Raw genomic sequence first — 12,794 nt, 5'->3', positions numbered from 1 at the left:
ACGGGCGCATCGATAGCGGAGTCAGGTTCGGTGGGCCCGGTCAGGCCCGTGCTTCAGGACAGGGCGGGTGTTCGCGCCTGCCGTCGGCGTGCGCGCAGGCCGAGCAGCAGCAGGCCGGCGCCGCCCATGGCCCAGGCCGAGGGTTCGGGCACCGGCGCGGCGATGTCGAGCTGGAGGTAGAAGGGAGGAGGAGGGCGGCCCACGCCGTTGATGACGGTGAGCTGTTCGCCTTCGGCGCCGATGCCGAGGGCGTTGGCGGTGAAGCTGGTGAAGCCCAGCATGAAGTAGCGCCCCGCGGTGGCGTTGATGTCGTACAGGGCGCCGCCCGAGAGCGTCACCTCGGCCGGGCCCGAACCGAGCAGGGCGCTGCCGTACTGGATGCCGGAACCCAGGTCGGCATAGGCCTCCACGCCGGGGCGGAAGGTGTCGGCGAACTGCATGTAGTAGGTGGAGACGTCGAAGATGCCGATGCGGCTTTCGGGGAACAGCGAGCCTTCGGGAGCGAAGGAAGAAAAGCTCAGGCTGGCCTTCTCGTATTCGCCGGGCGGGATGTAGAACACAGCGTAGCTGTTGTACAGCTTGCCGTCGGTGAGACCGGTGATCATGTTGGCGCCGGCCGCGTTGCCGTTGCTGTTGCCCAGGTTGTTGACCCCGCCCATCATGGTGGGCTGGATGCTGATGGTCTGGGCCAGCGCCGGCTGGCAGGCCAGCAGCCCGGCCAGCAGGGCGGCGCTGCCCAGCGCCGCCGTTCTTCCCCTCGCCGCCGGCCGGGCCGGCGGTACTTCATCTGATACGACTGCAGTGCACGTCATGAGCATCTCCTCGTCGGGTGGGTGGGAGCATGCATATTACGGCTCAGTTCGCCGCGCACGATTCGTATGTACAATTTTATGACAAGTTTATTTTTGGAAAATTCAGTTCGTTTACGAACATATATAAGAATTTTCTGACTACTTATCGTACTTTCTTAGCACATGCATGCACCAGGCTGGTGCATGCGTTCAACCCTGGCCGAACAGGGTTTCGGCGCGCTGGTAGAGGATCCAGGAGGTGGCGATGTACTTGTCGCCGCTTCTGGGCACATGGCCCTTGTGGGTGTGGGTGAAGCCGGCCGGCGCGATCACCAGCCGGCCCTTCTTCGGCGCGATGCTGCGCTGCTGGTAGAGGAATTCGGTCTCGCCGCCTTCCTCGACGTCGTTCAGGTAGAACTGCCACAGCAGCACCCGGTGCAGCGATTCGCAGGTTGCGTTCTGCGGATAGATCTCGGAATGCCAGTGGTGGTAGCCGCCCGTGCCGCGCAGGTACTTCTGCAGGTTGACGCTGCCCGGCCTGTACAGGGTGCGCATCAGGTCTTCGAGGTTGGGCTTGCCCACTTCGTCGAAGTTCTCGAGGCTGAGCACGGTCGGCTGGCCGCTGCGCGGGTGGGCCAGCGTGGGCGAGAGCGAGCCCATGACCAGCATGCGGTAGCGGTCGATGTAGTCCTCGAGGTGGCGCGACATGGTCTGCAGCAGCAGGCCGGTCGCGTCGTCCCACTCGCGCAAGGCGGTGATCGTGAGGTCGTAGCTGTCCTTCTTCTGCACGTCCACGCCCTGGCCGGTGCGTCCGCGCGCCACCTTGTCGCTGGCCTCGAAGCGCGCCACCAGCGCGTCGCACTGCGCGGCGCTCAGGGCGCCGTCGTATACACCGATGAAATCGTCCACCGCCCGCGTCTCCTTTCGGTCCTGTTCGCGATCAGCGCTTGCGCTCGTGCTGCCACAGCACGTCGCTGCCGCCGGCATGGCGGTTCAGCACGCGCGCCAGCACGAACATCAGGTCCGACAGGCGGTTCACGTATTGACGCGGGTGGGCGTTGATCTGTTCGGCCCTGGACAGGGCCACGATGGCGCGCTCGGCGCGGCGGCACACGGTGCGGCAGACGTGGGCCAGCGAGGCCGCGCGCGAGCCGGCCGGCAGGATGAATTCCTTCAGGACCGGCAGGTCGGCGTTGTACTTCTCGACCAGGCCGTCGATGCGCGCCACGTGCTCTTCCTTGATCAGCTGGTAACCGGGAATGCACAGCTCCCCGCCCAGGTCGAACAGGTCGTGCTGGATCGTCACCAGCTCTTCGCGCAGGGTGTCGGGCATCTCTTCGCACAGCAGCAGGCCGACGAAGGAGTTCAGTTCGTCGACTTCGCCGAGGGCGTGGACGCGCGCGCTGTCCTTGCCGGTGCGGCTGCCGTCGCCCAGGCCGGTGCTGCCGTCGTCGCCGGTGCGGGTCGAGATTTTTGAAAGTCGGTTACCCATGATGTTGTCTTATGTACAGTCTTGAAAAAACGATACCCGAGCATACGCCAAATCGCGGCGATTGTGCTTACAATCGGAGCATGCCAGTCTCTACTTCCGCGCCCACCCCCTCCGTCGACGCCCGGCGTCACCAGGTCGCCAGCGCGCTGCGCGCGCGCCTGCCGCATGGCCGCGTGCTGTCCGACCCCGAAGACACCCGCCCTTACGAATGCGACGGCCTGGCCGCCTACCGCCAGCTGCCCCTGATCGTCACCCTGCCGTCCAGCGAGGCCGAGGTGCTGGCGATCATGGAGGTCTGCCGCGAACTGGCCGTGCCGATCGTGCCGCGCGGCGCCGGCACCGGGCTCTCGGGCGGCGCGCTGCCGATCGCCGACGGCGTGGTGATTTCCACCGCGCGCATGAACGGCATCCTCAAGGTGGACCCCTATGCGCGCACGGCGGTGGTCCAGCCGGGCGTGCGCAACCTCGCCATCTCGGAGGCCGCAGCGCCGCACGGCCTGTACTACGCGCCCGATCCGTCCTCGCAGATCGCCTGCACCATCGGCGGCAACGTGGCCGAGAATTCGGGCGGCGTGCACTGCCTCAAGTACGGGCTGACGGTGCACAACGTGCTGCGCGTGCGCGTCGCGACCATCGAGGGCGAGATCGTGGAGCTGGGCGGCGCCAGCCTGGACGCGCCGGGCCTGGACCTGCTGGCCGTGTTCATCGGCTCGGAAGGCATGCTCGGCATCGTCACCGAGGTGACCGTCAAGCTGGTGCCGAAACCCGCCGTCGCCCAGGTCATCATGGCCTCCTTCGACGACGTGGTCACGGCCGGCAACGCGGTGGCCAACGTGATCGCGGCCGGCATCATCCCGGCCGGCCTGGAGATGATGGACCGCACCTCGGTGCGCATGGTCGAACCCTTCGTGAAGGCCGGCTACGACCTGGACGCCGCCGCCATTTTGCTGTGCGAGGCCGACGGCACCGCGCTCGAGGTGGCCGAGGAGATCGAACGCATGAGCGCCGTGCTGAGGGAGGCGGGCGCCAGCGCGATCGCCGTCTCGCAGAGCGAAGCGGAGCGCGTGCGCTTCTGGTCCGGCCGCAAGAACGCCTTCCCGGCGGCGGGCCGCATCTCGCCCGACTACTACTGCATGGACGGCACCATCCCGCGCAAGCAGCTGGCGCGCGTGCTCTCGGGGATCGAGCAGATGGAGCGCGCCTTCGGCCTGCGCTGCTCGAACGTGTTCCACGCGGGCGATGGCAACATGCACCCCCTGATCCTGTTCGACGCCAACCAGCCGGGCGAGTTCGATCGCGCCGAGGCCTTCGGGGCGGCGATCCTGGCCCTGTGCGTGGAAGTGGGCGGCACCATCACCGGCGAGCACGGGGTGGGCATGGAGAAGATCACTTCGATGTGCGTGCAGTTCACGCGCAAGGAGCTGGACGCCTTCTTCGCGCTCAAGCGCGCCTTCGATCCGCCGATGCTGCTCAACCCCGACAAGGCGATCCCGACCCCGCACCGCTGCGCCGAATTCGGCAAGATGCACGTCCACCATGGCGAGCTGCCTTTCCCTGAGCTGCCGCGTTTTTGAGAGCACCACCATGCAGTCGATCGAACAATTCCAGGAGCGCGTGCGCGCGGCCAGCCTCGAGAAGCGCAGCCTGCGCATCCGCGGCGGCGGCACCAAGGACTGGTACGGCCAGCGCCTCGAGGGCGAGATCCTCGACACCCGCGCCTACAGCGGCATCGTCGACTACGAGCCGACCGAACTCGTGATCACCGCGCGCTGCGGCACGCCGCTGGCCGAGATCGAGGCGGCGCTGGCCGAGCGCCGCCAGATGCTGGCCTTCGAGCCGCCGCATTTCGGCGAAGGCGCGACCTTCGGCGGGATGGTGGCGGCCGGCCTGTCCGGCCCGCGCCGCGCGGCAAGCGGGGCGCTGCGCGACTTCGTGCTGGGCGCCAAGCTGCTGGACGGGAAGGGCGAGGTGCTGTCCTTCGGCGGCCAGGTGATGAAGAACGTGGCCGGCTACGACGTCTCGCGCCTGCTCGCCGGTTCGCTCGGCACGCTCGGCCTGCTGCTCGAGATCTCGGTCAAGGTGCTGCCGCGCCCCTTCGCCGAAACCACGCTGCGCTTCCGGATGGGCGAGGCCGAGGCCATCCGCAAGCTCAACGAATGGGGCGGCCAGCCGCTGCCGATCGCGGCCAGTTGCTGGCACGATGGCGTGCTGGCCCTGCGCCTGGCCGGCGCCCAAGCGGCGGTCGAGCACGCCGAGCGCACGCTGGGCGGCGAGCGCATGGCCGATTGCGGCCCGTTCTGGGCCAGCCTGCGCGAGCAGCGCCATCCCTTCTTCGCGGGGGAGGGCGCGCTGTGGCGGCTGTCGGTGCCGTCCACCACCGGGCCGATCGCGCTCGGCGGTGCCCAGCTGATCGAGTGGGGCGGAGCCCAGCGCTGGCTGCGCGCCGGCGCCGACGCGGCCGAAGCCGAAGCTGAAGCCGAGACGATCCGCCGCGCCGTCGCCGCCTGCGGCGGCCATGCGACCCTGTTCCGCGGCGGCGACAAGCGGGTGGGCGTGTTCCACCCGGTGGCGCCGGCCGTGGCCCGCATCCAGGCGCGCCTCAAGGACGCCTTCGATCCGTCGCACATCTTCAACCCGGGACGGATGAACTGACATGCAAACCAATCTCGCCGATTTCATCAAGGGCACGCGCGAGGGCGAGGAAGCCGAAGCGATCCTGCGCGCCTGCGTGCACTGCGGCTTCTGCACCGCCACCTGCCCGACCTACCAGCTGCTGGGCGACGAGCTCGATGGCCCGCGCGGACGCATCTACCTGATCAAGCAGGTGCTGGAAGGCACCGAGCCGACCCGCAAGACCCAGCTGCACCTGGACCGCTGCCTGACCTGCCGCAACTGCGAATCGACCTGTCCCTCGGGCGTGAAGTACGGCCGCCTGATCGACATTGGCCGGCGCGTGGTCGAGGAGCGCGTGGCGCGGCCCATGCAGGACCGCATCAAGCGCACCACGCTCAAGGCGCTGCTGCCGCGCGGCGGCCTGTTCAAGCCGGCCTTCCGCAGCGGCCAGGCGCTGCGCCCGCTGCTCTCGCGGGGCCTGCGCGACAAGCTCCAGCCGACCCGCCAGGCCGGCCACTGGCCCACGCGCGCGCATGCGCGCCGCATGCTGGTGCTGGATGGCTGCGTGCAGCCGGCCATGGGCCCCAACATCAACGCCGCCGCCGCGCGGGTGCTCGACGCCCTGGGCGTGCAGCTGATCGTAGCGCCCAAGGCCGGCTGCTGCGGCGCGGTGCGCTACCACCTGAACGACCAGGCCGGCGGCCTGGACGACATGCGCCGCAACATCGACGCCTGGTGGCCCTACGTCACCCAGGTCGAGGCCATCGTCATGACCGCCTCCGGCTGCGGCGTCACGGTCAAGGAATACGGCCACCTGCTGGCGCACGACCCGGCCTATGCGGCCAAGGCCAAGCGCATCTCGGAACTCACCCGCGACCTGTCGGAGATCCTGCCCGCGTTCCAGGACCAGATCGCCGCCCAGCTCAAGGGCAGGCTGTCCGGGCGCGTTGCCTACCATCCGCCCTGCACCCTGCAGCATGGCCAGCAGATCCGCGGCAAGGTCGAGGGCGTGCTGCAGGCGGCCGGCATCGACGTCGTGCTGTGCGGCGACAATCACCTGTGCTGCGGCTCGGCCGGGACCTACTCCGTGCTGCATCCGGAGATCGCGCACGAACTGCGCGACCGCAAGCTGGCCAGCCTGGCCGCCACCGGCGCCGGGGAAATCGTCTCCGCCAACATCGGCTGCCTGACCCACCTGCAGTCCGGCACCGACACCCCGGTCAGCCACTGGATCGAGCTGCTCGACCGCGTGCTGGCCACACCAGCCACCTTGTCGGCCACTTCGGCGGCCGCCTCGCCCGCCGGCTGAGCAGACGCGCGGCGCGTCCGGCAGGCGGGCTGCGGAGATGGTAGGATCGCGCCCTGTCTGCAAGGTGAAACAAGCAAGAGGCGATCATGAGTTACGTATTCCAGCTCCTGCGCGAGGACGAGGGTTTGCCGCCCGCGGTCGTGTTCGAGGATACGACCAGCCCAGGGCTGGTGCCGCTGTGGGAGGAAGTCGGCGTCTACGACGCCCTCTACAACAGCGACGGCCGGCGCGCGCGCGACATCTCGCGCGCCATCGCCTTCGGCCTGGACCGCGTGAGCCAGGAGGAGGGGCTGGCCCGGCTGCTGCCGGCCGGGCTGTCGCTGTCGGAAGCGGCGCGCTTCCTCGACAACGTGCACCGCGCCTGCACCACGCATGCGGCCGCCGAGGTGCGCACCCGCTGAAGCGCGCACCCGCTGAGGCATTCCTGCGTAATGACGGCTTTTCCGCACGGCCGTTAGTAGTCGAATTACAAGAATTCCCTTATCATCGGCTGAGTTCTCGCGGCAGCCAGGTAGTTTTATTACCTAATACTTTCGCCGCCGCGACCACCGACAACGATAAGGAGACTTCCGCATGCGCCTTCGCCGCAATGCCGCCCTGATGGCGGCCGCCCTCACGCTGAGCTTGCCCGCCTGGGCGCAGCAGATCATCGCCAACGCCAGCTCGCCGGGCGAGGTCCTGAGCGTCGAGGTCCAGCTCGAGGGCAACGGCAAGCTGGCCTATGGCGTGAAGCGCCGCGGCAAGGACGTCATCACCCCTTCGCGCCTGGGCTTCAACCTGGCCAACGCCCAGAAGCTGGACGGCGGCTTCAGCCTGGTCAAGAAAAGCACCAGCGAGCATGACGCCACCTGGGAGCAGCCCTGGGGCGAGCGCCAGTTCGTGCGCAACCGCTACCGCGAACTGCGGGTCGAGGTCGAGCAGAAGAACCGCAACAACCGCCGCCTCGCCATCGTGTTCCGCATCTACGACGACGGCATCGGCTTCCGCTACGAATTCCCAGAGCAGCCGCAACTGCGCGAAGTCGAGATCCTCGACGAGCTGACCGAGTTCACCGTGGCCAGGCCGGCGACCGCCTGGTGGATCCCGGCCGCCGAGCTGCCTGGCCTGGAAGAAGAGGTGCGCAAGGCGCCGCTGGCCGAGATCGGCACCGCCAACACCCCGCTCACCCTGCGCCTGGACGATGGCACCCACATCGCCTTCCACGAGGCGGCCCTGGTCGACTACGCCTCGATGTGGCTGCGCAAGGTCGAGGGCCAGAAGCTGCGCGCCATGCTCGCGCCTTCGTCCTACGGCCCGGCCGTGGTGCGCCGCGGCGCCTTCCACACGCCCTGGCGCACCCTGCAGATCGCCGACAACGCGGCGGGACTGTACATGTCCGACCTGATCCTGAACCTGAACGAACCGAACAAGCTGGGCGACGTCTCCTGGGTGCAGCCGGCCAAGTTCGTGGGCGTGTGGTGGGAGATGCACCTGAACAAGGGCACCTGGAACGCCGGCCCCAAGCATGCGGCCAACACGGAGAACACCAGGCGCTACATCGACTTCGCCGCCAAGCATGGCTTCCGCGGCGTGCTGGTCGAGGGCTGGAACCTGGGCTGGGAAAGCGACTGGGGCCACGGCGGCGCCGACTTCAGCTTCACCAGGTCCTACCCGGACTTCGACCTGCCCGGCCTGGCCGCCTACGCCAAGTCCAAGGGCGTGCGCCTGATCGGCCACCACGAGACCGGGGCCAACATCCCGGCCTACGAGAAGCAGATGACGGCCGCCTACAAGCTCTACGCCAAGCACGGCGTGGACAGCGTCAAGTCGGGCTATGTGCACGAGGCGGGCAGCGCGCTGCTGCCTGGCCGCGACGGCAAGCCGCGCTACGGCCACTACGATTCGCAGGACGGGGTGCGTCACTTCCTGAAAGCGGTCACCGAGGCAGCCAAGCACCGCATCGCGATCGACACCCACGAACCGGTGAAGGACACCGGCCTGCGCCGCACCTACCCCAACTGGATGACGCGCGAGGGCGCGCGCGGTGTGGAGTACAACGCCTGGGGCAATCCGCCCAACAGCGTGGACCACGAGGCGAAACTGGTGTTTACCCGCATGCTGAGCGGCCCGATGGACTACACGCCGGGCGTCCTGAGCCTGGTGGGCGCGGACGGCAAGGTGTTCAATTCGACCCAGGCCAAGCAGCTGGCCAACTTCGTGGTGATCTATTCGCCGCTGGTGATGGCGGCCGACCTGCCGGAGAACTACGAGAAGTACCCGCAGGCCTTCAAGTTCATCCGCGACGTGCCGGCCGACTGGGCCGACACCCGCGTGATCCACGGCGCGGTGGGCGAGTACGCGACCATCGCGCGCAAGGACCGCCGCTCGCAGGACTGGTACGTCGGCTCCGTCACCGACGGCCAGGCGCGCACCCTGGCGCTGCCGCTCGACTTCCTCGACAAGGACAAGCGCTACAAGGCCGAGATCTACCGCGACGGCGACGCCGCCGACTACCGCAGCGAGCGCCGCTTCGACCTGGTGGTCGAATCGAAGCTGGTGGGCGCTGGCGACACCCTGCAACTGAAGCTCGCGCCCGGCGGCGGCCAGGCGATCCGCTTCACGCCGCAGTAAGCATCAGGCGAGCAGCTTCTCGATGTCGCTGCCCAGTTCTTCCGGCTTGGTCTGGGGCGCGTAGCGCTTGTGGACCTTGCCGTCCTTGTCGACCAGGAACTTGGTGAAGTTCCACTTGATGGCCTCCGTGCCCAGCACGCCGGGGGCTTCGCCCTTCAGGAACTTGAACAGCGGGTGGGCATCGTCGCCATTGACCTCGACCTTGGCGAACATCGGGAAGCTCACCCCGTAATTCTTCTCGCAGAAGGCGCCGATCTCGGCCTCGCTGCCCGGCTCCTGCTTGCCGAACTGGTTGCAGGGGAAGCCCATCACCACCAGGCCTTGCTCGCCATAACGGCGGTGAAGTTCTTCCAGTCCCTTGTACTGCGGCGTGAAGCCGCATTCGCTGGCGGTGTTCACGATCAGCAGCGCCTTGCCCTGGTAACGCGAGAGCGCCACCGGACTGCCATCGAGCGCGGTGGCCTCGAAGTCGAATGCGTTCATGGGATACCTCTCGTTGGGATAAAGACAAGAGTGTACGGCATGCGCGCGTGGGCTGCCTGAACGCGGCTCGACGTGGAATACCCACATTGATGTGGTGGTTATACAACCACCCAGCTTTTTGTCGGATATCTCTGCTACAGTGCCTGGGCACCTCCGCCTGCGCCGGACCATGCTCCCGTCCCGCACCCATGGCCGTGTCTCTCCGAGCCGCCGCATCGCGCCGGTCGGACGCCGCTTCCGGTTTTCCTGCCCCATCTCCGCAGCACCGACACCTACCGTCATCACCGGCGGCGGCTCCTCCACACACACATTAGACAGATATCCGAGGGAATCGCCATGCAATGGTTCAATCAACTCAAGGTAGGCGCCAAGCTGCTCACCGCATTCGGCATCGTACTGGCGCTCACGCTCTTCGTCGGCGCGCTGGCGATCGTCCAGCTCGGGCGGGTCAACCAGACCTCGACCGACATGGAAGTCAACTGGATGCCCAGCGTGCGCCATGCCAGCGCACTGAACACCGCCACCTCCGACTTCCGCGCCGCCGAGCTGCAGCACATCCTCTCGACCTCCGAACAGGAAATGGCGGCGTATGAACAGAATATCGCGGCCATCACGGCGCTGGTGGAGCGTACCCGCGCCGATTACGCCAAACTGATCAGCACCGAGGAGGAACGCCGCGCCTACGAGGCTTTCCAGAAGAACTGGGATGAGTACCTGGCCGAGCACAAGAAGGTGATCGGCCTGTCGCGCGCCAACCAGAACGACGAGGCCAAGGCCCTGATCCGCGGTAATTCCCAACGCCAGTTCGACGAAGCGAGCGCCGACCTGGAAACCATCGTGAACATGAACATCGAGGGCGGCAAGCAGGCCAGCCGCGACGGCGACCTGCTGTACGCGGCCTCGCGCCAGTTGATCGTGGTCGCGCTCACGGCCGCGCTCGCGCTCGGGATCGTGCTGGCGCTCCTGATCGCCCGCCAGCTGGTGCGCCAGCTCGGCGGCGAGCCTGGCGATGCGGCCGGTATCGCGGCCAGGATCGCCGGCGGCGACCTGACCGTGCCCATCCAGCTGCGCAACAACGACAGCGACAGCATGCTGTGCGCGATGAAGACCATGCGCGACAGCCTGGCGGCCATCGTCACCGAAGTGCGCAACAGCACCGAGACCATTGCCACCGCCTCGGCCCAGGTGGCGGCGGGCAGCCAGGACCTGTCCTCGCGCACCGAAGAGCAGGCCTCGTCGCTGGAGGAAACCGCCTCCTCGATGGAAGAGCTGACCTCGACCGTGAAGCAGAACGCCGACAGCGCGCGCCAGGCCAACACGCTGGCCGAGACCGCGTCCTCGATCGCGGCCCGCGGCGGCGACGTGATCGGCGAAGTGGTCGACACCATGGCCCGCATCAACGAGTCGGCCAACAAGATCGTCGACATCATCGCCGTCATCGACGGCATCGCTTTCCAGACCAATATCCTGGCGCTGAACGCGGCGGTGGAAGCGGCGCGCGCCGGCGAGCAGGGACGCGGCTTCGCCGTGGTGGCGAGCGAGGTGCGCAACCTGGCCCAACGCTCGGCCCTGGCGGCCAAGGACATCAAGACCCTGATCGGCGATTCGGTCGCCAAGGTCGAGAGCGGGAGCAGCCTGGTGAACACGGCCGGCACGACGATGAGCGAGATCGTTGCCAGCGTCGGGCGCGTGCGCGAGATCATGGTCGAGATCAACCTGGCCAGCACCGAGCAGGCTTCGGGAATCGAGCAGATCAACGTGGCGATCACCCAGATGGACCAGGTGACCCAGCAGAACGCGGCCCTGGTCGAAGAAGCGGCGGCCGCCTCGGAATCGATGCAGAACCAGGCCGCCAAGCTGGCCGAGATCGTCAGCGTGTTCAAGGTCGACGGCATGGCCCAGGCGGTGCTGGCGCGCGCTTCGGCCAAGGCCGGCGCGACCCTGGCGGCGGCACACCGCAAGTCGCTGCCGGCGGCGCGCCCGGCGCCTGCCGCGCAAGCGAAGTCGAGTGCGCGTGCCACGGCGGCGGCGGGAGACTGGGAAGAGTTCTGAGCTGGACTGGGGCCGCTCATGCCCCAGTCCGGTCTGGAAAACTTTCGATGAAATAGTGGACGCTTAGAAAACAGCGAAAAAATACTTTTGGTCCTGTATTGACACTCGCGAGTACGGCCCCTAATGCTTTCTATGCTACCCGATTGCGGGATCGCTTGACGGTGGCTGTCCGTTCCCGCGGGCATCCGTGGGCTTCCTATCAGGCCCCGGGCTCCCTTGCGTCCGATAAATGCGGCGCGAGGAATCCTGGGAGAACAGGAGAACATGATGAAAGCTGTCGTCTATCGTGGTCCCAATCAGGTAGCTGTCGAGAACGTCCCCGATCCCAAGATCGAACGTCCGCTTGACGCCATCATCAGAATTACCAGCACCAACATCTGCGGTTCGGATCTGCACATGTATGAAGGCCGGACCGATTTCGAGCAGGGCCGCGTGTTCGGCCACGAAAACCTCGGGGTAGTGATGGAGGTCGGTCCCTCGGTCGAGCGGCTCAAGCCCGGCGATTGGGTGTGCATGCCCTTCAACATCAGCTGCGGCCACTGCAAGAATTGCGAGCGCGGATTGACCGCGTACTGCCTCAAGGCAAACGAACCCGGTGTGGCCGGGGGCGCTTTCGGTTTCGCCGACATGGGGCCCTGGCAGGGTGGGCAGGCCGAGTTCCTGCGCGTGCCCTGGGCCGACTTCATGTGCCTGAAGCTGCCGCCGGACGCGGAAGGCAAACAGTCCGACTACGTCATGTGCGCCGACATCTTCCCGACCGGTTGGCACGCCACCGAACTGGCCGGCATGCGCCCGGGTGATGCCGTCGTGATCTATGGCGCCGGACCGGTCGGGCTGATGGCCGCCCACTCGGCGATGATCAAGGGCGCCTGCAGCGTGATGGTGGTCGACTGCCACTCCGACCGGCTGAAGCTGGCCGAGTCGATCGGCGCGATCGCGATCGATTATTCCAAGGAGGATCCGGTGCAGCGCGTGCTGGACCTGACCCATGGGATGGGCGCCGACGTGGGTTGCGAATGCGTCGGCTACCAATGCCACGACCACCACCATCACCGCGAGGAGCGTCCCAACCTGACCATGAACAACCTGATCAACTCAGTGAAGTTCACCGGCGGGATCGGCGTGGTCGGCGTCTTCATTCCCCAGGATCCGGGCAGCCCGGACGCACTGGAGAAAGAAGGCAAGCTCGCGCTCGAGTGGGGCAAGCTCTGGTTCAAGGGGCAGCGTGTCGCCACCGGGCAGTGCAACGTCAAGGCCTACAACCGGCAACTGCGCGACCTGATCCACGCCGGCCGCGCCAAACCCTCGTTCATCGTTTCCCATGAACTGACGCTGGAGGAGGCGCCCAACGCCTACCAGCACTTCGACCAGCGCGACCACGGCTGGACCAAGGTCATCCTGCACCCTGGCGGGAGCTGAGCCGCTAGCGCCGCGCGGCCGCGCC

At 67.3% G+C, this 12,794-nt stretch carries 11 protein-coding genes; 7 read left to right on the top strand and 4 right to left on the bottom strand.

The features are described 5' to 3' along the window. Window positions 1–53: 53 nt before the first annotated feature. The 3 genes from B0920_RS13880 to B0920_RS13870 form a co-directional block, all read right to left on the bottom strand. Window positions 54–812 (bottom strand): PEP-CTERM sorting domain-containing protein, encoded by a 759-nt coding sequence (locus tag B0920_RS13880; RefSeq protein WP_078033065.1) that lies wholly within the window; start codon window positions 810–812, stop codon window positions 54–56. Window positions 813–1,001: 189 nt separating this feature from the next. After that, window positions 1,002–1,700, bottom strand: a complete 699-nt coding sequence (locus B0920_RS13875) for a 2OG-Fe(II) oxygenase (protein WP_078033064.1) — start codon at window positions 1,698–1,700, stop codon at window positions 1,002–1,004. Between the two features lie 31 nt (window positions 1,701–1,731). Beyond that, a complete protein-coding gene (locus B0920_RS13870; RefSeq protein ID WP_078033063.1) occupies window positions 1,732–2,283 on the bottom strand; it encodes a cob(I)yrinic acid a,c-diamide adenosyltransferase in 552 nt (183 codons plus the stop codon). Between the two features lie 80 nt (window positions 2,284–2,363). Between B0920_RS13870 and B0920_RS13865 the strand changes: the two genes are divergently transcribed. From B0920_RS13865 to B0920_RS13845, 5 genes are all read left to right on the top strand, one after another. Next, window positions 2,364–3,857, top strand: coding sequence for an FAD-linked oxidase C-terminal domain-containing protein (locus tag B0920_RS13865; protein ID WP_078033062.1), 1,494 nt, complete (start codon window positions 2,364–2,366; stop codon window positions 3,855–3,857). A gap of 10 nt (window positions 3,858–3,867) precedes the next feature. Continuing rightward, complete coding sequence (glcE, locus tag B0920_RS13860; protein WP_078033061.1) at window positions 3,868–4,935, top strand: glycolate oxidase subunit GlcE; 1,068 nt, start codon at window positions 3,868–3,870, stop codon at window positions 4,933–4,935. 1 nt (window position 4,936) lies between these two features. Beyond that, window positions 4,937–6,205: a glycolate oxidase subunit GlcF gene (gene glcF / locus B0920_RS13855; RefSeq protein WP_078033060.1), complete on the top strand. Its 1,269-nt coding sequence runs from the start codon at window positions 4,937–4,939 to the stop codon at window positions 6,203–6,205. Window positions 6,206–6,291: 86 nt separating this feature from the next. Further along, entirely contained in the window at window positions 6,292–6,606 is a 315-nt protein-coding gene (locus B0920_RS13850; protein WP_078033059.1) for a hypothetical protein, read from the top strand. Window positions 6,607–6,778: 172 nt separating this feature from the next. Beyond that, window positions 6,779–8,815: a glycoside hydrolase family 97 protein gene (locus B0920_RS13845; RefSeq protein WP_078033058.1), complete on the top strand. Its 2,037-nt coding sequence runs from the start codon at window positions 6,779–6,781 to the stop codon at window positions 8,813–8,815. A 3-nt stretch (window positions 8,816–8,818) separates the two neighbouring features. Here B0920_RS13845 and B0920_RS13840 read toward each other — a convergent pair whose 3' ends face one another. After that, entirely contained in the window at window positions 8,819–9,298 is a 480-nt protein-coding gene (locus B0920_RS13840) for a glutathione peroxidase (RefSeq protein ID WP_078033057.1), read from the bottom strand. A 336-nt stretch (window positions 9,299–9,634) separates the two neighbouring features. On the opposite strand from B0920_RS13840, the gene B0920_RS26445 reads away from it, so the two are divergent. Both B0920_RS26445 and B0920_RS13830 read left to right on the top strand, forming a co-directional pair. Further along, the gene (locus B0920_RS26445) at window positions 9,635–11,350 is read left to right on the top strand and encodes a methyl-accepting chemotaxis protein (protein ID WP_078033056.1); all 1,716 of its coding nucleotides are present in this window, start codon (window positions 9,635–9,637) and stop codon (window positions 11,348–11,350) included. A 267-nt stretch (window positions 11,351–11,617) separates the two neighbouring features. After that, on the top strand, window positions 11,618–12,769 hold the full coding sequence (locus tag B0920_RS13830; RefSeq protein ID WP_078033055.1) for a glutathione-independent formaldehyde dehydrogenase: 1,152 nt from the start codon (window positions 11,618–11,620) through the stop codon (window positions 12,767–12,769). Window positions 12,770–12,794: the final 25 nt, after the last annotated feature.

Source organism: Massilia sp. KIM, from assembly GCF_002007115.1.
In the GTDB taxonomy this organism is placed as follows: Bacteria; Pseudomonadota; Gammaproteobacteria; order Burkholderiales; family Burkholderiaceae_D; genus Telluria.
The sequence above is the reverse complement of the archived record's forward strand: the minus strand, read 5'-3'. Positions and strand labels throughout refer to the sequence as shown.